The sequence below is a fragment of the Saccharothrix hoggarensis genome (genome assembly GCF_052936025.1).
In genome coordinates this window covers 7,067,906-7,088,549 of sequence record NZ_CP193624.1, presented here as the reverse complement: position 1 = coordinate 7,088,549, position 20,644 = coordinate 7,067,906, and the positions used below count along the sequence as shown (strand labels likewise).

Sequence of the window (20,644 nt, the reverse complement as noted above, 5' to 3'; positions counted from 1 at the left end):
TGACCGAACCGCCAGCTCCCACGCAGTACCGAAATCAAAAAGGGGAAGAGAGTAGACGTGCTCGACGTCAACTTCTTCGATGAGCTCCGCATCGGTCTCGCGACCGCGGACGACATCCGCCAGTGGTCCTACGGCGAGGTCAAGAAGCCCGAGACCATCAACTACCGCACGCTCAAGCCGGAGAAGGACGGCTTGTTCTGCGAGAAGATCTTCGGTCCCACCCGGGACTGGGAGTGCTACTGCGGCAAGTACAAGCGCGTCCGCTTCAAGGGCATCATCTGCGAGCGCTGCGGCGTCGAGGTGACCCGCGCCAAGGTGCGCCGCGAGCGGATGGGCCACATCGAACTGGCCGCGCCCGTCACGCACATCTGGTACTTCAAGGGCGTCCCCAGCCGGTTGGGCTACCTGCTCGACCTGGCCCCCAAGGACCTCGAGAAGATCATCTACTTCGCGGCCTACGTCATCGTGGGCGTGAACACCGAGCTGCGCCACAACGACCTGCCGACGCTCGAGAACGAGATGCAGGTCGAGCGCAAGCGCGTCGAGAACCGCCGTGACGCGGACGTCGAGGCCCGTGCGCAGAAGCTGGAAGCCGACCTGGCCGAGCTGGAGGCGGAGGGCGCCAAGTCCGACGTCCGCCGCAAGGTCAAGGAGGGCGGCGAGCGCGAGATGCGCCAGCTCCGCGACCGCGCCCAGCGCGAGCTGGACCGGCTCGACGAGATCTGGTCCACGTTCACCAAGCTCGAGCGCGCGCAGCTGATCGCGGACGAGATGCTGTACCGCGAGCTGTACGACCGCTACGGCGACTACTTCACCGGCGCCATGGGCGCCGAGGCCATCCAGAAGCTCCTGGGTGACTACGACGTCGACGCCGAGGCCGACGTGCTGCGCGAGACGATCCGCAGCGGCAAGGGCCAGAAGAAGCTCCGCGCCCTGAAGCGGTTGAAGGTCGTGGCCGCCTTCCAGGCGACCCGCAACAACCCCCAGGGCATGGTGCTGGACTGCGTCCCGGTCATCCCGCCGGACCTGCGCCCGATGGTGCAGCTCGACGGTGGCCGCTTCGCCACGTCCGACCTGAACGACCTGTACCGCCGCGTCATCAACCGCAACAACCGCCTCAAGCGACTGATCGACCTCGGCGCGCCCGAGATCATCGTCAACAACGAGAAGCGGATGCTGCAGGAGGCCGTCGACGCGCTGTTCGACAACGGCCGCCGCGGCCGGCCGGTGACGGGTCCGGGCAACCGGCCGCTGAAGTCGCTGTCCGACCTGCTGAAGGGCAAGCAGGGCCGGTTCCGCCAGAACCTGCTCGGCAAGCGCGTCGACTACTCGGGCCGTTCGGTCATCGTGGTCGGCCCGCAGCTGAAGCTGCACCAGTGCGGCCTGCCCAAGCAGATGGCGCTGGAGCTGTTCAAGCCGTTCGTCATGAAGCGGCTGGTCGACCTCAACCACGCGCAGAACATCAAGTCCGCCAAGCGGATGGTGGAGCGCGCGCGCCCCGCCGTGTGGGACGTGCTCGAAGAGGTCATCACCGAGCACCCCGTGCTGCTGAACCGCGCGCCCACGCTGCACCGGCTGGGCATCCAGGCCTTCGAGCCGCAGCTGGTCGAGGGCAAGGCCATCCAGCTGCACCCGCTGGTCTGCGAGGCGTTCAACGCCGACTTCGACGGTGACCAGATGGCGGTCCACCTGCCGCTGTCCGCCGAGGCGCAGGCCGAGGCGCGCGTGCTGATGCTGTCGTCGAACAACATCCTCTCGCCCGCGTCGGGCAAGCCGCTGGCCATGCCGCGTCTGGACATGGTGACCGGCCTGTACCACCTGACCCGGCACAAGGAGAACGACCTCGGCGAGGGCCAGGCGTACTCCTCCCCGGCCGAGGCGCTGATGGCGTTCGACCGCAAGGTGCTGGGCCTCCAGGCGATGGTCAAGATCCGGATCACGGACAAGAACCCGCCGAAGGGCCAGGAGCCGGAGGGCTGGGAGCCCGGTCAGCCGTGGCTGGCCCACACCACCCTCGGGCGCGTGCTGTTCAACGAGGTCCTGCCGCAGGACTACCCGTTCATCAACGAGGTCATGCCCAAGAAGCGGCAGGCCATGATCATCAACGACCTCGCCGAGCGGTACCCGATGGTCACCGTCGCCCGGACGCTGGACAAGCTGAAGGACGCCGGTTTCTACTGGGCCACCCGGTCGGGCGTCACGGTCGCGATCTCCGACGTGCTCGTGCCGCAGGCCAAGCAGGGCATCCTCGACGAGTACGAGAAGCTCGCGGACGCGGTCGAGAAGCGCTACCAGCGCGGTCAGCTCTCCCACACGGAGCGCAACAACGAGCTGGTCAAGGTGTGGACCAAGGCGACCGAAGAGGTCGCCGAGGTCATGGAGGCCAACTTCCCCGAGGACAACTCGATCCGCATGATCGTGATGTCGGGCGCGGCGGGCAACATGACCCAGGTCCGCTCGCTCGCGGGTATGCGTGGTCTGGTGACCAACCCGAAGGGCGAGTACATCCCGCGGCCGATCAAGAACTCGTTCCGCGAGGGCTTGTCGGTGCTGGAGTACTTCATCGCCACGCACGGCGCCCGCAAGGGTCTGGCCGACACCGCGCTCCGCACGGCGGACTCGGGCTACCTGACCCGTCGTCTCGTGGACGTCTCGCAGGACGTCATCATCCGCGAGGTCGACTGCGGCACCACGCGCGGCGTGAACATGACGGTCGGCGAGCGGCAGGGCGACAAGGTCGTGCTGGCCGAGTTCGCGCAGACCAGCGTGTACGCGCGGACCATCGCCGAGGACATCACCGACGCCGGCGGCAACGTCGTGCTCAACCGCGGTGACGACCTGGGCGACCCGGCGCTGGCGACCTTGGTCGAGGCCGGCGTGACCCGCGTCAAGGTCCGCTCGGTGCTGACCTGCGAGTCCGCGGTCGGTGTGTGCGCGTCCTGCTACGGCCGCTCGATGGCGACCGGCAAGCTGGTCGACGTCGGCGAGGCCGTCGGCATCGTCGCCGCGCAGTCCATCGGTGAGCCCGGCACGCAGCTGACCATGCGCACGTTCCACCAGGGTGGTGTGGCCGGTGACGACATCACCACCGGTCTGCCCCGTGTGCAGGAGCTGTTCGAGGCTCGTGTGCCGAAGGGCAAGGCGCCCATCGCGGACGTCGACGGCCGGGTGCGCATCGAGGACGGCGACCGGTTCTGGAAGATCACCCTCATCCCGGACGACGGGTCCGAGGAGATCGTCTTCGAGAAGCTGTCGAAGCGTCAGCGACTGGCCAACACGGCCACCGGTCCGCTGCAGGACGGCGACCACGTGCACGTGGGCCAGCAGCTGCTGGAGGGCACGCCCGACCCGCACGAGGTGCTGCGCGTGATGGGTCCCCGCGAGGCCCAGCTGCACCTGGTGCAGGAGGTCCAGAAGGTCTACCGGGCCCAGGGTGTGGCGATCCACGACAAGCACATCGAGGTCATCGTCCGGCAGATGCTGCGCCGGGTGACGATCATCGACTCGGGTGCGACCGAGTTCCTGCCGGGCTCGCTGGTCGAGCGCGCGGAGTTCGAGTCGGGCAACCGGGCCGTGGTGGCCGAGGGCGGCGAGCCCGCCGCCGGTCGTCCGGTGCTGATGGGTATCACGAAGGCGTCGCTGGCCACGGACTCGTGGCTGTCGGCGGCCTCCTTCCAGGAGACGACGAGGGTCCTGACCGACGCCGCCATCAACGGCCGGTCGGACAAGCTCATCGGCCTGAAGGAGAACGTGATCATCGGCAAGCTGATCCCGGCCGGCACCGGCATCAACCGGTACCGGAACATCCAGGTGCAGCCGACCGAGGAAGCGCGTGCGGCGGCGTACGCCATCCCGAGCTACGACGACGGCTACTACACGCCGGACGTCTTCGGCACGGGCACGGGCGCAGCCGTCCCGCTGGACGACTACGACTTCGGTCGCGACTACCGCTGAAGCAGCTAGTCGGCTAGTCGGCTGAAAGGCCCCCGGAGCCTCCCGCTCCGGGGGCCTTTCGCATGCCTGGGGGAAGAACCGCGGTGAGCCGTCAGGTGAGGCGGCGGCGGGACTTGGCCAGTGAGCGGGCGCGGGCGACCAGGTCGTCGACCAGGTCGGCGTCGGCGATCGGGGGAGTGGCGTCCGAGCAGCACGGCGGCTTGGTGCGCTTCTCCGTGAGCTTCGGGCGGACGCCCGCCAGCGCGTACAGGGTCTCGTAGAGGTCGCGGCCGGGGTCGTCGTCGTGCGGGCCGACGAGCATGATCCACGCCGTGCGCGGGGACGGGAAGGCCACGACCACGCGGTCGGTGCCGCGGAGGTGCTTCACGCACAGGCGGGGCAGGGGCTCCGGGCCCGTCACGCGGTACCCGAGCGCGGCGCAGCCGCTGTGCGACAGCTCGTCCAGGAACCGGTCGTAGGCGACCCTGGCGGCGCCGCGCAGACCGGCGGCCTGGCCGGCGGCGACCGGCGTTTCGACGACCTTGATCAGCGAACCACGCGTCCTTCGCCGCGGTGCATCTGCTCCAGGCTCGTGGCGAGGTCGTCCCGGTCGAGCAGGGCCGAGTCGCTCAACCGGCGGTGCACCTCGTCCAGCAGGGCGCGGTTCTTCCCGGCGCGCCTCAGGTCGGACACGACGTGCAGCACCTCGTGCAGCCGCACGGCGTCCAGCAGCATGCGGGGCTCCTGGCTGTGGATGGCCAGCACGCCCTCGCGCGCCCACGCCTTGACCGTCTTCTCGGTCAACTCCAGCAGCTCGCCGGCCACCACGGGCCGCACGGGAGGCGCGGTGCGCAGGGCCTTCGCCACGACGCCGTGCAGCTTGCGCCGCCGCTCGTCGTCCTCGGACAAGCTCGACGCGACCTCTTCGATCTCCTCGATCTGGTCGAACAGGTCACGGATGCGCGCGGCCTCGGTGGCGACGGACATGACGGCCCTCCTCCGGTCACTACCGAGTATCACCCTGTTTTTCGGCAGTGGCAACGGTGGCCCCGCGCACCGCGCGCGGGGCCACCGACCCGAAGATCAGGACGAGAAGAACAACCCACCCAGACCGCGGTGCTTCCGGTGGCCGTAGTGGCCGCCGTAACCCGGCGCGGCGCCCCAGCCCGGCTGCACCGGCTGCTGGACGTAGTGGACCTGCGCCGGCGCCGGAGCGGCGGGCGGCGGGGGCGGCGGGGTCGCCATCTGCTGCTCGAGGCGAGTGATGGCTTCCAGCTCGCCGTAGTCGAGGAAGACCCCGCGGCAGCCATCACACTGCTCGATGTGCACGCCCATGCGGTCGAAGGTGCGCATGTTCGCATGACACTTGGGACACTGCATCGTGTGAGCCTCCTGCTCTTGACGCGATGTGCCCGATATTAGCCGCGCGGAATGGGTTCGTGTGTCGACACGATCCGGGCACACGCCTCGATCAGCGCTTCCTGAGCATCGTTCAACTCGTTCCCGTCGCGCTCCGCAGCGGAAAGAGCACGCGCCGCCATCTGGACGACCAGCGCGCGCGCCGGCGCGTCGAGCACCGACCACGGGTCCTCCCGCGGCACGCCCACGCCGCCCGCGTCCAGGTACGACCCGAGCAGGCGGCCCCACGCGTCGGCGTCGAGCACCCCCGCCGCGTGCAGCGCGGCCGGCCGGGCCAGGTCCCACGCCGGGTCGCCCACACCCAGGTCGTCCACGTCGATCAGCCGGTAGCCGTCCCGCCACACCAGCTGCCCCAGGTGCCAGTCGCCGTGGATCAGCGTCGTCCCGGAGTCGGCGAACCGCGGCAACGTCGCGAAGGCCCGCCGGACCAGCGCCGCGGCGGGCGTGTCCACCGTCAGGTCGCGCACCGCGCGCTCCATCCGCGACCGCGCGCCGGCCACCGGCACGGGAGGCGCGAAGTCCGAGGCGGTGAACCGGTGCAACGCCGCCAGCATCCGCCCGGCGGCCTCCATCGGCAGGTCCTCGGGCTCGCTCTGCGGCACCGGCGTGCCCATCGGCCACGCCGTGACGACCCGCCCCAGCACCACCGCGGGCGCCGACCGGGGCGTCAGCAGGAGTTCGGCCAGGCGGGGGTCGGCGGCCAGCCGCAGCCGGGCGGCGAGCACCGCGAGGTCCGTGCCGCGCTCGTGGGCCTTCAGCACCACGTCCGCGACCCGGACCACCACGACGTCGCCGCGCACCGCGAGCACCTCGGGCGAGGCGTCGGCGGCCACCAGGGCCGCCATGCCCGCGATGAGTTCGGAGTTCACCCGACCAGTGTGACCCGGCTCAGGCCTTGGTCAGGCAGACGGTCGTCGCCGGCACGCTGTACACCCTCGACTCGGCGCCCTGGGCGCACTGCTTCGCGTCCGCCTTGCCCGACACGACCTCGGCCACCTTCAGCACGCCGCCGCCGCACGTCACCTTCTCGTACAGGCTGGCCCGCCCGAACGGGGTGAGCTTCAGGCACTCGCCCTCCCGGACGTTCAACATGAAGCACTGGTACGAGACGCGCTTGTTCTTCCGCGTCCCGCCGGTGCGCGCGGGGTAGTAGTCGCCCTCGGGGCACTCCGCGTTCACGCCGCCCGCGTAGGCCGCCTGGCGGTAGGACGCCTTCGGCGACGCGCAGTCGGCCTTGGCCATCTCCACGCCGCCGCGCGCGACGCTCTTCGGCTGGGCGCAGTCGCCGGTCTTGGTGCCGGTCCGCGAGACGTAGAAGAACAACCCGCCGATGACCAGCAGGAACACCGCGCCGACGATGACGCTGATCTTGGTGACCTTGCGCCGCTTGCTCGGCGGGGTCCGCATCTGCTCCTGGAACGTCGGGTCTTGCGAGATGAAGGCGCTCACGGCGTCCCCTTTCAGATGGAGAGCTTGCGGTCGACGTCGGCGGCGTTCGGCGGCTCGTCGGTGACCATGTCGTAGACGTCCTTGCCGCTCTCCACCACCGCGCCGCCCAGCGTGGCCCCCGCGTTGCCCAGCGCGTCCTTGCCGAACTGCTGCGCGGAACCCTTCCAACCACCCGGCCCGATGATGTTCCCGGCGCCGTCCTTGCCGAGGAACGTCTGCATGGCGTCCTTGCCGGCGAACTTCTCCGCCGTCGTCCGCCACCACTTCGGCCCGGCGAGCCGTCCGGTGAGCACCTTGAACACCCGGCCGATCTTCGTCAGCACGGCGGTGACCCGCTGCACGATCCGCGACACCCGGCTGACCGTCACGCCCACCTGCACGGCGGTCGCACCGGCCGCCGCGACCTCGGACGCGCCCAGCGTGGGCACGGCCGCCGCCTGCGCGGCCAGCCACGTGATGATCAGCCACTCGACGAGGCTCGCGATCAGGTCCATGACCAGGTCGTACGCGGTCTTCATCAACGCCGCGCTGCCGGTGAGCAGCGTGACGATGCTCTCCGCCTCGCCGCCCGTCTCCATGATCCCGACGGCGAACTCGCCGAGCCGTTCCCGGCTCGCGTCGGCCGCCTGGCCCTGCCAGCTCGCCAACCCGGTCTCGACGGTCCCGGCGAACTTCTCGGACAGCGCCTTCAGGTCGGTGGCGACCTTCTCGAAGTGCTGCGCGGCCAGCTTCAGCTGCTCCTCGTCGCCGGTGACGAGCTTCAGCGCGTCGTCCAACGGCTTGATCAGGTCGACCAGGAAGCCGAGACCGAACGTGAGCAGCGAGTGCAGCGGGTCGGCGATGATCTCCGCGGCGCTCGGGAACTCGCCGAGGAACGCCTGGATGTCGCCGACGGCCGCCTGCACCTCGGCCGGATTTCCACTGGTCAGGCCGCCGAGGGCGTCCCACGCCTTGGCTCCCGCCTCGACCGTCCCGCTCTCGCTGACCGGCTTGAGGAAGTCGCCGTCCTCGCTGGTCCAGTAGTTGTCGTCACGAACCTCCTGCTCGGTGCCGACCGCTTCGAGCGTCTCCCCGGCCACGTCATGCCCCCGATCCGACCGACGGCGGCCGCGACGCGTCGCCGAGCTGCCTGCCGATGTCGTCCAACGCGTCCGCGACGGCCTGGTTCACGTCGCGGTAGTGCTCGCCGGTCAACGACAGCCGGTCGCCCAGCTTGCCCAGGTTCTCGGTCATCTTCGCCATGTGGTCCAGGAACGCGTCGGTCAGCTCCACGTAGTCGCCGTACGTCAGCGCCTGACCGAGCAGTCCCCACGAGATCTCGGGCACGATCGCGGCCTGGGCCGCTTCCTTGATCTTCTCCGCCTCGGCCGAGAGGCCGTCCACCGCCTTGCCGCAGGCGATGATCGCCTCGGCGTCCACACCGAATGCCATGTCGTCCCTCCTCAGCGCAGGATCGAGCCACCGAAGTCGTCGTCCGGGTCGTCGTCACGCGGTGGTGGCGGGGCGGGACGACGTGGCGGCGCGGGCGGCTGGGGCGCCGGTGGACGGCCGGGTGACGGCGGCAGGTGCGGCGGCGACAGGTGCGGCGGCGGCACGTGCGGGCGCGGTGGCGGCGGAGGCGGCATCGGCGGGCGCGCGTTCGCCTGCTGGAGGAATGACGCGCCGGGCGCGGGCGCGTTCGGCGGCGGCGGTGGCGGGGCCTGCTCGGCCGGGTTCACGCCGAACACGTCCTCCTGCACCTTGTTCACCCGCGCGACGATGTCGATCTGGTCGCCCGCGAACTCCTGCACCACCTCCGCCGACCGGCGCGCCGACTCGGCGACGGCCTGCTGGAGCGTGCTCATGATGGTGCGGGACAGCGCGTGCGGCGGGATGCGCTGGGCGTCCGGCTGGAGCTGGACGTCGAGGATGGAACCACCCGGTCCGGCGACCACGCTCACCACTCGATCGGGTGAAACGGCGGTCACGCGAAGCTGCGCCATCCGCTCTTTCATGTTCTGATAACCCGCGAGACGCTCTTCGGCCTTGCGGCCGGCCTCCTCGAGCGCGCGGGCGTGAAGGTCCGACACGGACCGACCCCCCGTGGTTCGTCGACTTGCGTGCTCTGTTTACTCGATCAGGCCGGGTGGCGGACCCGTTTTGACCCGTGGGAAGCAGGCGGGGTATCTTTGGTACTCGTGCCCGACCCATGTCGGGCCGCTCCGCGTGCCTACGCGCCAGTGGTGCTGGAAAGCCGGCCGCGGTGACCTCCACGCGTAGGGGCATCCTGGGATGTCGCCTGCGGACCTGGGGTACGGCGTTGCCCGTTCAGCTTGGCTGAAGGCGGCGACACGCCCGACCTCGGGTGCAGAGAGGGACCAAGTAAACAGGGCTCGTCGCCCACGCGGCGGGCACGTAAAGGGAAGAAGCAGCCGGCGTATGCCAACGATCCAGCAGCTGGTCCGCAAGGGCCGGCAGGACAAGGTCGCCAAGCAGAAGACCGCGGCGCTCAAGGGCAGCCCGCAGCGGCGCGGTGTGTGCACCCGCGTCTACACGACCACGCCCAAGAAGCCGAACTCGGCTCTGCGCAAGGTCGCCCGCGTGAAGCTCACGAGCGGCATCGAGGTCACGGCTTACATCCCCGGTGAGGGCCACAACCTCCAGGAGCACTCGATGGTGCTCGTGCGCGGCGGTCGTGTGAAGGACCTCCCCGGTGTCCGCTACAAGATCATCCGCGGTTCGCTCGACACGCAGGGCGTGAAGAACCGCAAGCAGGCTCGCAGCCGGTACGGCGCGAAGAAGGAGAAGAGCTGATGCCCCGCAAGGGACCGGCCCCGAAGCGGCCGCTGATCTCCGACCCGGTCTACAGCTCTCCGCTGGTGACCCAGCTCATCAACAAGGTGCTGGTCGACGGCAAGCGCTCCGTGGCCGAGCGGATCGTGTACGGCGCCCTCGAGGGCGCCCGCGACAAGACCGGCACCGACCCGGTCGTCACGCTCAAGCGCGCTCTGGACAACGTCAAGCCCGCGCTCGAGGTGAAGTCCCGCCGCGTCGGTGGCGCCACCTACCAGGTGCCCGTCGAGGTGAAGCCGGGTCGCTCGACCACGCTCGCCCTCCGCTGGCTGATCACCTTCTCCCGGCAGCGCCGTGAGAAGACCATGATCGAGCGCCTGATGAACGAGCTGCTCGACGCGAGCAACGGCCTGGGCGCGAGCGTCAAGCGCCGCGAGGACACGCACAAGATGGCCGAGTCGAACAAGGCCTTCGCCCACTACCGCTGGTGACGTGACGCCCGGCGGGTTGCCGACAGTGGATCCCACTGGGCAGCCCGCCTGGCGCCTCCCAGCCCTAGTGAGCCTGCTACCAGCTAGCTCAAGACAGGGGAAGACACCCGTGGCACAGGACGTGCTCACCGACCTGGCCAAGGTCCGCAACATCGGGATCATGGCCCACATCGACGCGGGCAAGACCACGACGACCGAGCGGATCCTGTTCTACACCGGGATCAGCTACAAGATCGGCGAGGTCCACGACGGCGCCGCGGTGATGGACTGGATGGAGCAGGAGCAGGAGCGCGGCATCACGATCACGTCGGCCGCGACGACGTGCTTCTGGAAGAACCACCAGATCAACATCATCGACACGCCGGGCCACGTCGACTTCACCGTCGAGGTGGAGCGCAACCTCCGCGTCCTCGACGGTGCCGTTGCCGTGTTCGACGGCAAGGAAGGCGTCGAGCCCCAGTCCGAGCAGGTCTGGCGCCAGGCGACCAAGTACGACGTCCCGCGCATCTGCTTCGTCAACAAGATGGACAAGCTGGGCGCGGACTTCTACTTCACCGTGCGGACGATCCAGGAGCGCCTCGGCGCGAAGCCGCTGCCGATCCAGATCCCGATCGGGGCCGAGAGCGACTTCATCGGCGTCGTCGACCTGGTCGAGATGCGCGCGCTGACCTGGCGCGGCGAGGTCCAGAAGGGCGAGGACTACACGGTCGAGGAGATCCCGGCCGACCTCGCCGACAAGGCCGCCGAGTACCGCGAGGCGCTCGTCGAGGCCGTCGCCGAGACCGACGACGCCCTGATGGAGGCCTACCTCGGCGGCGAGGAGTTCACCGTCGAGCAGATCAAGGCCGGCATCCGCGCGATCGTCAAGAACCGCTCCGCCTACCCGGTGCTGTGCGGCTCGGCGTTCAAGAACAAGGGCGTCCAGCCCATGCTCGACGCGGTGATCGACTTCCTGCCGGCTCCGCTGGACCTCCCGCCGGTCGAGGGCACGCTGCAGGACGGCGAGACGCCGGCCTTCCGCGCGCCGAAGACCGAAGAGCCGTTCTCCGCGCTCGCGTTCAAGATCGCCGCGCACCCGTTCTTCGGCAAGCTCACCTACATCCGGGTCTACTCGGGCAAGGTCGCCGCGGGCACCCAGGTCATCAACTCGACCAAGGACCGCAAGGAGCGCATCGGGAAGATCTTCCAGATGCACGCCAACAAGGAGAACCCGGTCGACGAGGCCATGGCCGGCCACATCTACGCCGTGATCGGCCTGAAGGACACCACCACCGGTGAGACGCTCTGCGACCCGCAGGCGCCCATCGTGCTGGAGTCCATGACCTTCCCCGAGCCGGTCATCCAGGTGGCGATCGAGCCGAAGACGAAGGCCGACCAGGAGAAGCTGGGCACCGCGATCCAGAAGCTGGCCGAGGAGGACCCGACGTTCCGGGTCAACCTCGACCAGGAGACCGGTCAGACCATCATCGCCGGCATGGGCGAGCTCCACCTGGACATCCTGGTGGACCGCATGCGCCGCGAGTTCAAGGTCGAGGCCAACATCGGCAAGCCCCAGGTGGCGTACCGGGAGACGATCCGCCGCAAGGTGGAGAAGTACTCCTACACCCACAAGAAGCAGACCGGTGGCTCCGGCCAGTTCGCGAAGGTCCTCATCGACCTGGAGCCGCTGGAGAAGACCGAGGACGGCGCTCTCTACGAGTTCGTCAACGCGGTCACCGGTGGTCGCATCCCCCGGGAGTACATCCCGTCGGTGGACGCGGGCGCCCAGGACGCGATGCAGTACGGCGTGCTGGCGGGCTACCCGCTGGTCGGCGTCAAGGTGACCCTGGTCGACGGCGCCTACCACGAGGTCGACTCGTCGGAGATGGCGTTCAAGATCGCGGGCTCCATGGCGCTGAAGGAAGCCGCCCGCCAGGCGAGCCCGGCCATCCTCGAGCCGTTGATGGCCGTCGAGGTCACGACGCCCGAGGAGTACATGGGCGACGTGATCGGCGACTTGAACTCCCGCCGTGGCCAGATCCAGGCCATGGAAGAGCGCAGTGGCACCCGCGTCGTCAAGGCGCTGGTCCCGCTGTCGGAGATGTTCGGGTATGTCGGCGACCTGCGGTCCAAGACCCAGGGTCGCGCGAACTACTCGATGACCTTTGACTCCTACGCCGAGGTTCCCGCGAACGTCGCGAAGGAGATCATCGCGAAGGCGACGGGCGAGTAACCCCAACCGGAGCACCGCAGCACCACGCGGGCTCTCCGGGGGGATGCCCCGGGGTCCGCACAACCGACCCTGACGTGAAGCCCGGCGGACAGCAATCCGCCCGCCGGGCTAAGCAATAGAAGTCCAGGAGGACATTCCAGTGGCGAAGGCGAAGTTCGAGCGGACGAAGCCGCACGTCAACATCGGCACCATTGGTCACATCGACCACGGTAAGACGACGCTGACCGCTGCGATCTCCAAGGTCCTGCACGACAAGTACCCGGACCTGAACCCCTTCACGCCGTTCGACCAGATCGACAAGGCGCCGGAGGAGAAGCAGCGCGGCATCACGATCTCGATCGCGCACATCGAGTACCAGACCGACAAGCGCCACTACGCGCACGTCGACTGCCCCGGTCACGCCGACTACATCAAGAACATGATCACCGGTGCGGCGCAGATGGACGGCGCCATCCTGGTGGTCGCGGCGACCGACGGCCCGATGCCGCAGACCAAGGAGCACGTGCTCCTGGCCCGCCAGGTCGGTGTGCCCTACATCGTGGTCGCCCTGAACAAGGCCGACATGGTGGACGACGAGGAGATCCTGGAGCTCGTCGAGCTCGAGGTCCGCGAGCTGCTCTCCGAGTACGAGTTCCCCGGTGACGACCTGCCGGTCGTCCGCGTCTCCGCGCTGAAGGCGCTGGAGGGCGACGCCGAGTGGGGCGAGAAGCTCATCGGCCTCATGGACGCCGTGGACGAGAACATCCCGGAGCCCGAGCGCGAGGTCGACCGGCCGTTCCTGATGCCGGTCGAGGACGTGTTCACCATCACCGGTCGTGGCACCGTGGTGACCGGTCGTATCGAGCGCGGCATCATCAAGGTCAACGAAGAGGTCGAGATCGTCGGCATCAAGGAGACCTCGAAGAAGACGACGGTCACCTCGATCGAAATGTTCAAGAAGTTCCTCGACGAGGGTCGCGCCGGCGACAACGCGGCGCTGCTGCTCCGCGGCATCAAGCGCGAGGAGGTGGAGCGCGGCATGGTGATCGTGAAGCCGGGCACCACCACCCCGCACACCGAGTTCGAGGCGCAGGTCTACATCCTGTCGAAGGACGAGGGTGGCCGCCACACGCCGTTCTTCAACAACTACCGTCCGCAGTTCTACTTCCGCACCACCGACGTGACCGGCGTCGTGACCCTCCCCGAGGGCACCGAGATGGTCATGCCGGGCGACACCACGTCGATGTCGGTCAAGCTGATCCAGCCGATCGCCATGGACGAGGGTCTGCGGTTCGCCATCCGCGAGGGTGGCCGCACCGTGGGTGCGGGCTCGGTCACCAAGATCATCAAGTGATCTGGCTCTAATCACACCCCCCGATTTGGTCTGCGCACCCACGTGTGCGACCATTGACGGGTTGCTCGTCGGGGCGGCCGGTTCGAGTTCTGGACTCGGCCGCCCCGTCACGAGTGGGGTTCGATCGAGCAAGACAATCCCACAGGTTTCATCAGTGGGACCGGTCTATGCGCAAGGGCGCGACACGCCCGACCGCGTGGACCGGGCACCGTGACACCGCTCGGTGTCAATCCTGAATAGGGGGCGGAGCGCGCCGGAGGTCCCGTGACCTCGTGCAAGGTGCCCGCACCGCAGCGGTACTAGAAGCAGAGGAACGGCAAGCCATCATGGCGGGACAGAAGATCCGCATCCGGCTCAAGGCCTACGACCACGAGGCGATCGACGCGTCCGCGCGCAAGATCGTCGAGACCGTGACGCGCACCGGCGCTCGGGTCGTCGGGCCTGTGCCGCTGCCCACTGAGAAGAACGTTTACTGCGTCATCCGCTCGCCGCACAAGTACAAGGACTCGCGCGAGCACTTCGAGATGCGCACGCACAAGCGTCTGATCGACATCCTCGACCCGACGCCGAAGACGGTGGACGCGCTCATGCGCATCGACCTGCCGGCGAGCGTCGACGTCAACATCCAGTAAGCGTTGGACGCGGCAGTGTTGATCCCATTTGGGGCGGAGAGTAACGAGACCCATGTCTGACAGGCAGGTTAAGGGCCTCCTGGGCACCAAGCTCGGCATGACTCAGGTCTTCGACGAGAACAACCGGATCGTTCCGGTTACCGTCGTCAAGGCCGAGCCGAACGTGGTCACCCAGGTTCGGACCCAGGAGAACGACGGCTACTCGGCCGTGCAGCTGGCCTTCGGCGCGATCGACCCGCGCAAGGTCAACAAGCCCGTCGCGGGCCACTACGCCAAGGCGGGCGTCACGCCCCGCCGGCACTTGGCGGAGCTGCGCACCACGGACGCGTCCGAGTACACGGTCGGCCAGGAAGTCACCGCCGAGGTCTTCGAGGCCGGCGCGGTGGTCGACGTGGTCGGCACCAGCAAGGGCAAGGGCACCGCGGGTGTCATGAAGCGCCACGGCTTCCACGGCCTCGGCGCGAGCCACGGCACGCAGCGCAAGCACCGCTCGCCGGGCTCCATCGGCGGGTGCGCCACGCCCGGCCGCGTGTTCAAGGGCCTGCGCATGGCGGGTCGCATGGGCCACGTCCGTGTGACCACCCAGAACCTCAAGGTCCACCGCGTGGACGCCGAGTCCGGTCTGCTGCTCATCAAGGGCGCCGTTCCCGGCCCCAAGGGCGGCACCGTGTTCATCAAGACTGCTGCGAAGGGTGGTGCCTGATCATGACTTCCGTTGAGATCCGCACCCCGGCCGGCCAGACCGACGGCTCCGTCGAGCTGCCCGCCGCGATCTTCGACGCGCAGGCGAACGTGGCTCTGCTGCACCAGGTCGTCGTGGCCCAGTTGGCCGCGGCCCGCCAGGGCACGCACGCCACCAAGACCCGCGGCGACGTCCGCGGTGGTGGCAAGAAGCCGTACCGGCAGAAGGGCACCGGCCGCGCCCGTCAGGGCTCGACCCGCGCGCCGCAGTTCGCCGGTGGTGGCGTCGTCCACGGCCCCCAGCCGCGTGACTACAGCCAGCGCACCCCCAAGAAGATGAAGGCCGCCGCCCTGCGCGGCGCCCTCTCCGACCGGGCGCGCGCCGGCCAGCTCCACGTGGTGACGAGCTTCGTCGAGGGCGACACGCCGTCGACCAAGGCGGCCCGCAAGGTGCTGGAGTCGGTCACCGAGGCCCGCCGCGTGCTGGCCGTGCTGCTGCGCACCGACGAGGTTTCGTGGGTCAGCCTGCGCAACCTGCCGCACGTGCACATCATCGCGCCGGACCAGCTCAACACCTACGACGTGCTGGTCAACGACGACGTGGTGTTCACCAAGGACGCGCTGGACGTGTTCCTGGCGAGCAAGGCCCAGCACGGGCAGGGCTCCGCCGAGGCCACCGCCGAGTCGTCCGAGGTCGACGAGGAGGCCGCGAAGTGATCCCCGACCACCGGGACATCCTGCTCGCGCCGGTCATCTCCGAGAAGTCCTACGGGCTGCTCGAGGAGAACAAGTACACCTTCGTGGTGGCTCCCGGCTCGAACAAGACCCAGATCAAGATTGCCGTGGAGAAGGTCTTCGGCGTCAAGGTCGTCAGCGTCAACACGATCAACCGGCAGGGCAAGCGCAAGCGCACCCGCACCGGTTACGGCAAGCGCAAGGACACCAAGCGCGCCATCGTGACGCTGTCCGCCGAGAGCAAGCCGATCGAGATCTTCGGCGGCCCGGCCGCCTGATGACGACGAGGACTGCGTAGAGATGGGCATTCGCAAGTACAAGCCGACGACCCCCGGTCGTCGCGGTGCGAGCGTCTCCGACTTCGCCGAGATCACTCGGACGACGCCGGAGAAGTCGCTGGTCCGCCCGCTGCACGGCCGCGGTGGCCGCAACGCGTCGGGCAAGATCACGACGCGGCACAAGGGTGGCGGCCACAAGCGTGCGTACCGCCTGATCGACTTCCGCCGCACCGACAAGGACGGCGTGCCGGCCAAGGTCGCGCACATCGAGTACGACCCCAACCGCACCGCGCGCATCGCGCTGCTGCACTACTTCGACGGCGAGAAGCGGTACATCATCGCGCCGTCCAAGCTGCAGCAGGGCGACGTCGTGGAGAACGGCCCCAAGGCCGACATCAAGCCGGGCAACAACCTGCCGCTGCGCAACATCCCCGTCGGCACGGTGATCCACGCGATCGAGCTCCGCCCCGGCGGTGGCGCGAAGATCGCTCGCTCGGCCGGTGCGAGCGTGCAGCTCGTCGCCAAGGACGGCCCCTACGCCCAGCTGCGGATGCCCTCGGGCGAGATCCGCAACGTGGACGTCCGGTGCCGCGCCACGGTCGGCGAGGTCGGCAACGCCGAGCACCAGAACATCAACTGGGGCAAGGCCGGCCGCATGCGGTGGAAGGGCAAGAAGCCCACCGTCCGCGGTGTCGCCATGAACCCGGTCGACCACCCGCACGGTGGTGGTGAGGGCAAGACCTCCGGTGGTCGCCACCCGGTGAACCCGGCCGGCAAGCCCGAGGGTCGAACCCGCCGCCGCAAGCCAAGCGACAAGCTCATCGTCCGGCGTCGTCGCACCGGTAAGAAGCGCTGAGCAGGGAGGGAGTGAAGGATGCCTCGCAGCCTTAAGAAGGGCCCCTTCGTGGACGACCACCTGCTCAAGAAGGTGGACGTCCTCAACGAGTCGGGCAAGAAGACCGTCATCAAGACCTGGTCACGCCGGTCGACGATCATCCCCGACATGCTGGGCCACACGATCGCGGTGCACGACGGCCGCAAGCACGTGCCGGTGTTCGTGACGGAGGCGATGGTCGGGCACAAGCTCGGCGAGTTCGCCCCGACCCGCACGTTCAAGGGCCACATCAAGGACGACCGGAAGTCGCGCCGTCGCTAGGCGACGAACTAGAGGAAGAGCAAGGGGAAGCAGCGATGAACGCCCGTAACGAAGCCGAAGCGCCGGAGTTCCCGCGCGCCGTGGCTCGGGCTCGCTACGTCCGTGACACGCCGATGAAGGTGCGTCGCGTCGTCGAGCTCATCAGGGGTCGTAGCGCCAGCGAGGCCCTGGCCGTGCTCCAGTTCGCGCCGCAGGCGGCAAGTGAGCCGGTCCGCAAGGTGCTGCAGAGCGCCGTGGCCAACGCCGAGAACAACCTGTCCCTGGACCCCGACACCCTGTGGGTGTCGAAGGTCTACGTGGACGAGGGTCCGACCCTCAAGCGGTTCCGTCCGCGCGCCCAGGGCCGCGCCTACCGGATCCGCAAGCGGACGAGCCACATCACCGTCGAGGTGGAGAGCCGTCCCAAGAAGACCAGCGCGAAGGGAAGTGCTCGGTAGTGGGTCAGAAGATCAACCCGCACGGCTTCCGGCTGGGGATCACCACCGACTGGAAGTCCCGCTGGTACGCCGACAAGCAGTACGCCGAGTACGTGGCCGAGGATGTCAAGATCCGCAAGCTGCTCTCGCGCGGCATGGAGCGTGCCGGCATCTCCAAGGTGGAGATCGAGCGCACCCGTGACCGGGTTCGCGTCGACATCCACACCGCCCGGCCGGGCATCGTCATCGGCCGCCGCGGCGCGGAAGCCGACCGCATCCGCGGTGAGCTGGAGAAGCTCACCAAGAAGCAGGTGCAGCTCAACATCCTCGAGGTGAAGAGCCCCGAGTCGGACGCGCAGCTCGTCGCGCAGGGCGTGGCGGAGCAGCTGTCCAACCGCGTCGCCTTCCGCCGCGCGATGCGCAAGGCCATCCAGTCGGCCATGCGTTCCCCGCAGGTGAAGGGCATCCGCGTGCAGTGCGGCGGTCGTCTCGGCGGCGCCGAGATGTCCCGCTCCGAGCACTACCGCGACGGCCGCGTGCCGCTGCACACGCTGCGCGCCGACATCGACTACGGCTTCTTCGAGGCCCGCACCACGTTCGGCCGGATCGGCGTGAAGGTGTGGATCTACAAGGGCGACATCGTCGGTGGCATCAGCGCCAAGCGTGAGCGTGACGCCGCCCCGGCGGCCGACCGCGCGCCGCGTCGTGACCGCGACCGTGCCGACCGCCCGAACCGGGCGCGTCGTTCCGGCGCCAGCGGCACCACCGCGACCAGCACCGAGGCCGGCCGGGCCGCTGCGGGCGACCAGGCCGCCGCGCCGACCGAAGAGAAGACGGAGGGCTGAGTCGTGCTCATCCCGCGCAGGGTTAAGCACCGCAAGCAGCACCACCCCGGACGGTCCGGTGCTGCCAAGGGCGGCACGAGGGTCACCTTCGGCGAGTTCGGCATCCAGGCTCTGGAGCCCGCCTACGTGACCAACCGGCAGATCGAGTCGGCTCGTATCGCCATCACCCGGCACATCCGCCGTGGTGGCAAGGTCTGGATCAACATCTTCCCGGACCGCCCGCTGACCAAGAAGCCGGCCGAGACCCGCATGGGTTCCGGCAAGGGCTCGCCGGAGTGGTGGGTGGCCAACGTCAAGCCGGGTCGGGTGCTCTTCGAGATGAGCTTCCCGAACGAGGCTGTGGCCCGCGAGGCGCTGCGTCGCGCGATCCACAAGCTCCCGATGAAGTGCCGCATCGTTACGCGTGAGGGTGGTGAGTTCTGATGGCAGCGGGTACCACCGCTTCCGAGCTGCGTGAGCTCACCGAGGAAGAGCTCGTGCTGCGCCTGAGGGAGGCGAAGGAGGAGCTGTTCAACCTCCGCTTCCAGATGGCCACCGGGCAGCTCGACAACAACCGCCGCCTGCGCACGGTCCGGCACGAGATCGCCCGGATCTACACCGTGATGCGGGAGCGGGAGCTGGGCCTCTCGGCCTCCCCCGACGCGGTTTCCACTGGTGAGGGTGCGGCATGAGCGAGAGCAACGAAGTGACGACCGAGGTGCGCAACGACCGCAAGGTCCGCGAGGGCTACGTCGTGTCCGACAAGATGGACAAGACGATCGTGGTCGCACTGGAGGACCGGAAGAAGCACGCCCGGTACTCGAAGGTCCTGCGCTCCACCACCAAGGTGAAGGCGCACGACGAGCAGAACACCGCCGGTGTCGGCGACCGCGTCCTCCTCATGGAGACGCGTCCGCTGTCGGCTACCAAGCGCTGGCGCCTCGTCGAGATCCTCGAAAAGGCCAAGTAAGCCCAAGAAACTGGCCCAGCAGCACCGGGTGCAGCGGACCGAGCCCGTCAGGTCGGAAATCTGGCGGGCCAGGAATGGTCAAGGAGTAGGTAAGTGATCCAGCAGGAGTCGCGGCTACGCGTCGCCGACAACACCGGTGCGAAGGAAATCCTCTGCATCCGTGTTCTCGGTGGTTCGGGCCGCCGCTACGCGGGCATCGGGGACATCATCGTCGCGACGGTGAAGCAGGCCATCCCGGGTGCCGGCGTCAAGAAGGGCGACGTCGTCAAGGCGGTCATCGTCCGCACCGTCAAGGAGAAGCGCCGTCCCGACGGCTCTTACATCCGGTTCGACGAGAACGCCGCGGTGCTCATCAAGAACGACAACGAGCCGCGGGGCACCCGCATCTTCGGCCCGGTCGGTCGTGAGCTCCGCGACAAGAAGTTCATGAAGATCATCTCGTTGGCGCCGGAGGTGCTCTGATCATGAAGGTGAAGAAGGGCGACACCGTCGTGGTTATCGCCGGCAAGGACAAGGGTGCTCGCGGCAAGGTCATCATGGCCTACCCCGCTGAGAACCGCGTCCTGGTCGAGGGCGTCAACCGCATCAAGAAGCACACCCGGATCACGCAGACCCAGCGCGGCGCGCAGTCGGGCGGCATCGTGACCCAGGAGGCCCCCATCCACGTGTCCAACGTGATGGTGGTCGACTCGGACGGCAAGCCGACCCGTGTGGGCTACCGGACGAACGACGAGGGCAAGCGGGTCCGCATTTCCCGTCGTAACGGGAAGGACATCTGATGACCACCGTTGAGAAGACCATTCCGCGGCTGAAGGCCCGCTACCGCGAGGAGATCGTCGCCTCGCTGCGCGAGCAGTTCGAGTACGCCAACGTCATGCAGATCCCGGGCGTGGTGAAGGTCGTCGTCAACATGGGTGTCGGCGACGCCGCCCGTGACGGCAAGCTGATCGAGGGCGCCGTCAAGGACCTGTCGATCATCACGGGCCAGCGGCCCGAGGTCCGCAAGGCCCGCAAGTCCATCGCGCAGTTCAAGCTGCGCGAGGGCATGCCGATCGGCGCGCGCGTCACGCTGCGCGGCGACCGCATGTGGGAGTTCCTGGACCGACTGCTGACGATCGCGCTGCCCCGTATCCGCGACTTCCGCGGCCTCTCGGGCAAGCAGTTCGACGGCAACGGGAACTACACGTTCGGCCTGAACGAGCAGTCGATGTTCCACGAGATCGACCCGGACGCCATCGACCGTCCCCGCGGTATGGACATCACCGTGGTCACGACCGCGACCAACGACGAAGAGGGCCGGGCGCTGCTGAAGCTCCTGGGCTTCCCGTTCAAGGAGAACTGAT

General features: G+C 68.5%; 27 protein-coding genes. 19 read left to right on the top strand and 8 right to left on the bottom strand.

Annotated features, from left to right (window positions below):
• Positions 1 to 57 precede the first annotated feature (57 nt).
• Positions 58 to 3,954, top strand: coding sequence for a DNA-directed RNA polymerase subunit beta' (locus ACRAKH_RS32180; RefSeq protein WP_380727642.1), 3,897 nt, complete (start codon positions 58 to 60; stop codon positions 3,952 to 3,954).
• 91 nt (positions 3,955 to 4,045) lie between these two features.
• On the opposite strand, the gene ACRAKH_RS32175 is transcribed toward ACRAKH_RS32180, so the two are convergent.
• The 8 genes from ACRAKH_RS32175 to ACRAKH_RS32140 all read right to left on the bottom strand — a co-directional run bounded on the left by ACRAKH_RS32175 (position 4,046) and on the right by ACRAKH_RS32140 (position 8,870).
• The gene (locus ACRAKH_RS32175) at positions 4,046 to 4,354 is read right to left on the bottom strand and encodes a hypothetical protein (RefSeq protein ID WP_380727644.1); all 309 of its coding nucleotides are present in this window, start codon (positions 4,352 to 4,354) and stop codon (positions 4,046 to 4,048) included.
• 125 nt (positions 4,355 to 4,479) lie between these two features.
• Complete coding sequence (locus tag ACRAKH_RS32170; protein ID WP_380727646.1) at positions 4,480 to 4,920, bottom strand: hypothetical protein; 441 nt, start codon at positions 4,918 to 4,920, stop codon at positions 4,480 to 4,482.
• 96 nt (positions 4,921 to 5,016) lie between these two features.
• Positions 5,017 to 5,313: a TFIIB-type zinc ribbon-containing protein gene (locus tag ACRAKH_RS32165; protein ID WP_380727648.1), complete on the bottom strand. Its 297-nt coding sequence runs from the start codon at positions 5,311 to 5,313 to the stop codon at positions 5,017 to 5,019.
• A gap of 38 nt (positions 5,314 to 5,351) precedes the next feature.
• The gene (locus ACRAKH_RS32160) at positions 5,352 to 6,221 is read right to left on the bottom strand and encodes a phosphotransferase (protein WP_380727650.1); all 870 of its coding nucleotides are present in this window, start codon (positions 6,219 to 6,221) and stop codon (positions 5,352 to 5,354) included.
• Between the two features lie 19 nt (positions 6,222 to 6,240).
• A complete protein-coding gene (locus ACRAKH_RS32155) occupies positions 6,241 to 6,801 on the bottom strand; it encodes an LppU/SCO3897 family protein (protein WP_380727652.1) in 561 nt (186 codons plus the stop codon).
• 11 nt (positions 6,802 to 6,812) lie between these two features.
• On the bottom strand, positions 6,813 to 7,880 hold the full coding sequence (locus tag ACRAKH_RS32150; RefSeq protein WP_380727654.1) for a WXG100 family type VII secretion target: 1,068 nt from the start codon (positions 7,878 to 7,880) through the stop codon (positions 6,813 to 6,815).
• Between the two features lies 1 nt (position 7,881).
• Positions 7,882 to 8,232: a hypothetical protein gene (locus tag ACRAKH_RS32145; RefSeq protein ID WP_380727656.1), complete on the bottom strand. Its 351-nt coding sequence runs from the start codon at positions 8,230 to 8,232 to the stop codon at positions 7,882 to 7,884.
• 11 nt (positions 8,233 to 8,243) lie between these two features.
• Positions 8,244 to 8,870: a YbaB/EbfC family nucleoid-associated protein gene (locus tag ACRAKH_RS32140; RefSeq protein WP_447009494.1), complete on the bottom strand. Its 627-nt coding sequence runs from the start codon at positions 8,868 to 8,870 to the stop codon at positions 8,244 to 8,246.
• A 349-nt stretch (positions 8,871 to 9,219) separates the two neighbouring features.
• Between ACRAKH_RS32140 and rpsL the strand changes: the two genes are divergently transcribed.
• The 18 genes from rpsL to rplE all read left to right on the top strand — a co-directional run bounded on the left by rpsL (position 9,220) and on the right by rplE (position 20,643).
• Positions 9,220 to 9,594 carry a 30S ribosomal protein S12 gene (gene rpsL / locus ACRAKH_RS32135; RefSeq protein WP_030473471.1) on the top strand — a complete coding sequence of 125 codons (375 nt, stop codon included), beginning with the start codon at positions 9,220 to 9,222 and terminating at the stop codon, positions 9,592 to 9,594.
• A complete protein-coding gene (gene rpsG, locus ACRAKH_RS32130) occupies positions 9,594 to 10,064 on the top strand; it encodes a 30S ribosomal protein S7 (RefSeq protein ID WP_053715239.1) in 471 nt (156 codons plus the stop codon). Before rpsL ends, rpsG begins: the two co-directional genes overlap by 1 nt.
• A 109-nt stretch (positions 10,065 to 10,173) precedes the next feature.
• On the top strand, positions 10,174 to 12,276 hold the full coding sequence (fusA, locus tag ACRAKH_RS32125) for an elongation factor G (RefSeq protein WP_380723459.1): 2,103 nt from the start codon (positions 10,174 to 10,176) through the stop codon (positions 12,274 to 12,276).
• 139 nt (positions 12,277 to 12,415) lie between these two features.
• A complete protein-coding gene (gene tuf, locus ACRAKH_RS32120; protein ID WP_073885921.1) occupies positions 12,416 to 13,609 on the top strand; it encodes an elongation factor Tu in 1,194 nt (397 codons plus the stop codon).
• Between the two features lie 326 nt (positions 13,610 to 13,935).
• Positions 13,936 to 14,241, top strand: coding sequence for a 30S ribosomal protein S10 (gene rpsJ / locus ACRAKH_RS32115; RefSeq protein ID WP_003938093.1), 306 nt, complete (start codon positions 13,936 to 13,938; stop codon positions 14,239 to 14,241).
• A gap of 52 nt (positions 14,242 to 14,293) precedes the next feature.
• Positions 14,294 to 14,944, top strand: coding sequence for a 50S ribosomal protein L3 (gene rplC, locus ACRAKH_RS32110; RefSeq protein WP_380723458.1), 651 nt, complete (start codon positions 14,294 to 14,296; stop codon positions 14,942 to 14,944).
• A 2-nt stretch (positions 14,945 to 14,946) separates the two neighbouring features.
• Positions 14,947 to 15,639: a 50S ribosomal protein L4 gene (gene rplD / locus ACRAKH_RS32105; protein WP_380723457.1), complete on the top strand. Its 693-nt coding sequence runs from the start codon at positions 14,947 to 14,949 to the stop codon at positions 15,637 to 15,639.
• The gene (gene rplW, locus ACRAKH_RS32100) at positions 15,636 to 15,935 is read left to right on the top strand and encodes a 50S ribosomal protein L23 (RefSeq protein ID WP_073885918.1); all 300 of its coding nucleotides are present in this window, start codon (positions 15,636 to 15,638) and stop codon (positions 15,933 to 15,935) included. The genes rplD and rplW overlap by 4 nt, the downstream gene beginning before the upstream one ends.
• Positions 15,936 to 15,957: 22 nt before the next feature.
• Positions 15,958 to 16,791, top strand: coding sequence for a 50S ribosomal protein L2 (gene rplB / locus ACRAKH_RS32095; protein WP_380723456.1), 834 nt, complete (start codon positions 15,958 to 15,960; stop codon positions 16,789 to 16,791).
• A gap of 18 nt (positions 16,792 to 16,809) precedes the next feature.
• Complete coding sequence (gene rpsS / locus ACRAKH_RS32090) at positions 16,810 to 17,091, top strand: 30S ribosomal protein S19 (RefSeq protein WP_015105260.1); 282 nt, start codon at positions 16,810 to 16,812, stop codon at positions 17,089 to 17,091.
• Between the two features lie 35 nt (positions 17,092 to 17,126).
• The gene (gene rplV, locus ACRAKH_RS32085) at positions 17,127 to 17,528 is read left to right on the top strand and encodes a 50S ribosomal protein L22 (protein ID WP_380723455.1); all 402 of its coding nucleotides are present in this window, start codon (positions 17,127 to 17,129) and stop codon (positions 17,526 to 17,528) included.
• Positions 17,528 to 18,352, top strand: a complete 825-nt coding sequence (gene rpsC, locus ACRAKH_RS32080) for a 30S ribosomal protein S3 (protein WP_380723454.1) — start codon at positions 17,528 to 17,530, stop codon at positions 18,350 to 18,352. Before rplV ends, rpsC begins: the two co-directional genes overlap by 1 nt.
• A 3-nt stretch (positions 18,353 to 18,355) precedes the next feature.
• Positions 18,356 to 18,775 (top strand): 50S ribosomal protein L16, encoded by a 420-nt coding sequence (gene rplP / locus ACRAKH_RS32075; RefSeq protein ID WP_033436719.1) that lies wholly within the window; start codon positions 18,356 to 18,358, stop codon positions 18,773 to 18,775.
• On the top strand, positions 18,775 to 19,023 hold the full coding sequence (rpmC, locus tag ACRAKH_RS32070; protein ID WP_033428581.1) for a 50S ribosomal protein L29: 249 nt from the start codon (positions 18,775 to 18,777) through the stop codon (positions 19,021 to 19,023). Before rplP ends, rpmC begins: the two co-directional genes overlap by 1 nt.
• Positions 19,020 to 19,301 (top strand): 30S ribosomal protein S17, encoded by a 282-nt coding sequence (gene rpsQ / locus ACRAKH_RS32065; protein ID WP_380723453.1) that lies wholly within the window; start codon positions 19,020 to 19,022, stop codon positions 19,299 to 19,301. The genes rpmC and rpsQ overlap by 4 nt, the downstream gene beginning before the upstream one ends.
• Positions 19,302 to 19,394: 93 nt before the next feature.
• The gene (rplN, locus tag ACRAKH_RS32060) at positions 19,395 to 19,763 is read left to right on the top strand and encodes a 50S ribosomal protein L14 (protein WP_033436721.1); all 369 of its coding nucleotides are present in this window, start codon (positions 19,395 to 19,397) and stop codon (positions 19,761 to 19,763) included.
• Positions 19,764 to 19,765: 2 nt separating this feature from the next.
• Entirely contained in the window at positions 19,766 to 20,080 is a 315-nt protein-coding gene (gene rplX / locus ACRAKH_RS32055) for a 50S ribosomal protein L24 (RefSeq protein ID WP_033436722.1), read from the top strand.
• Positions 20,080 to 20,643, top strand: coding sequence for a 50S ribosomal protein L5 (rplE, locus tag ACRAKH_RS32050; protein ID WP_380723452.1), 564 nt, complete (start codon positions 20,080 to 20,082; stop codon positions 20,641 to 20,643). The genes rplX and rplE overlap by 1 nt, the downstream gene beginning before the upstream one ends.
• Position 20,644: the final 1 nt, after the last annotated feature.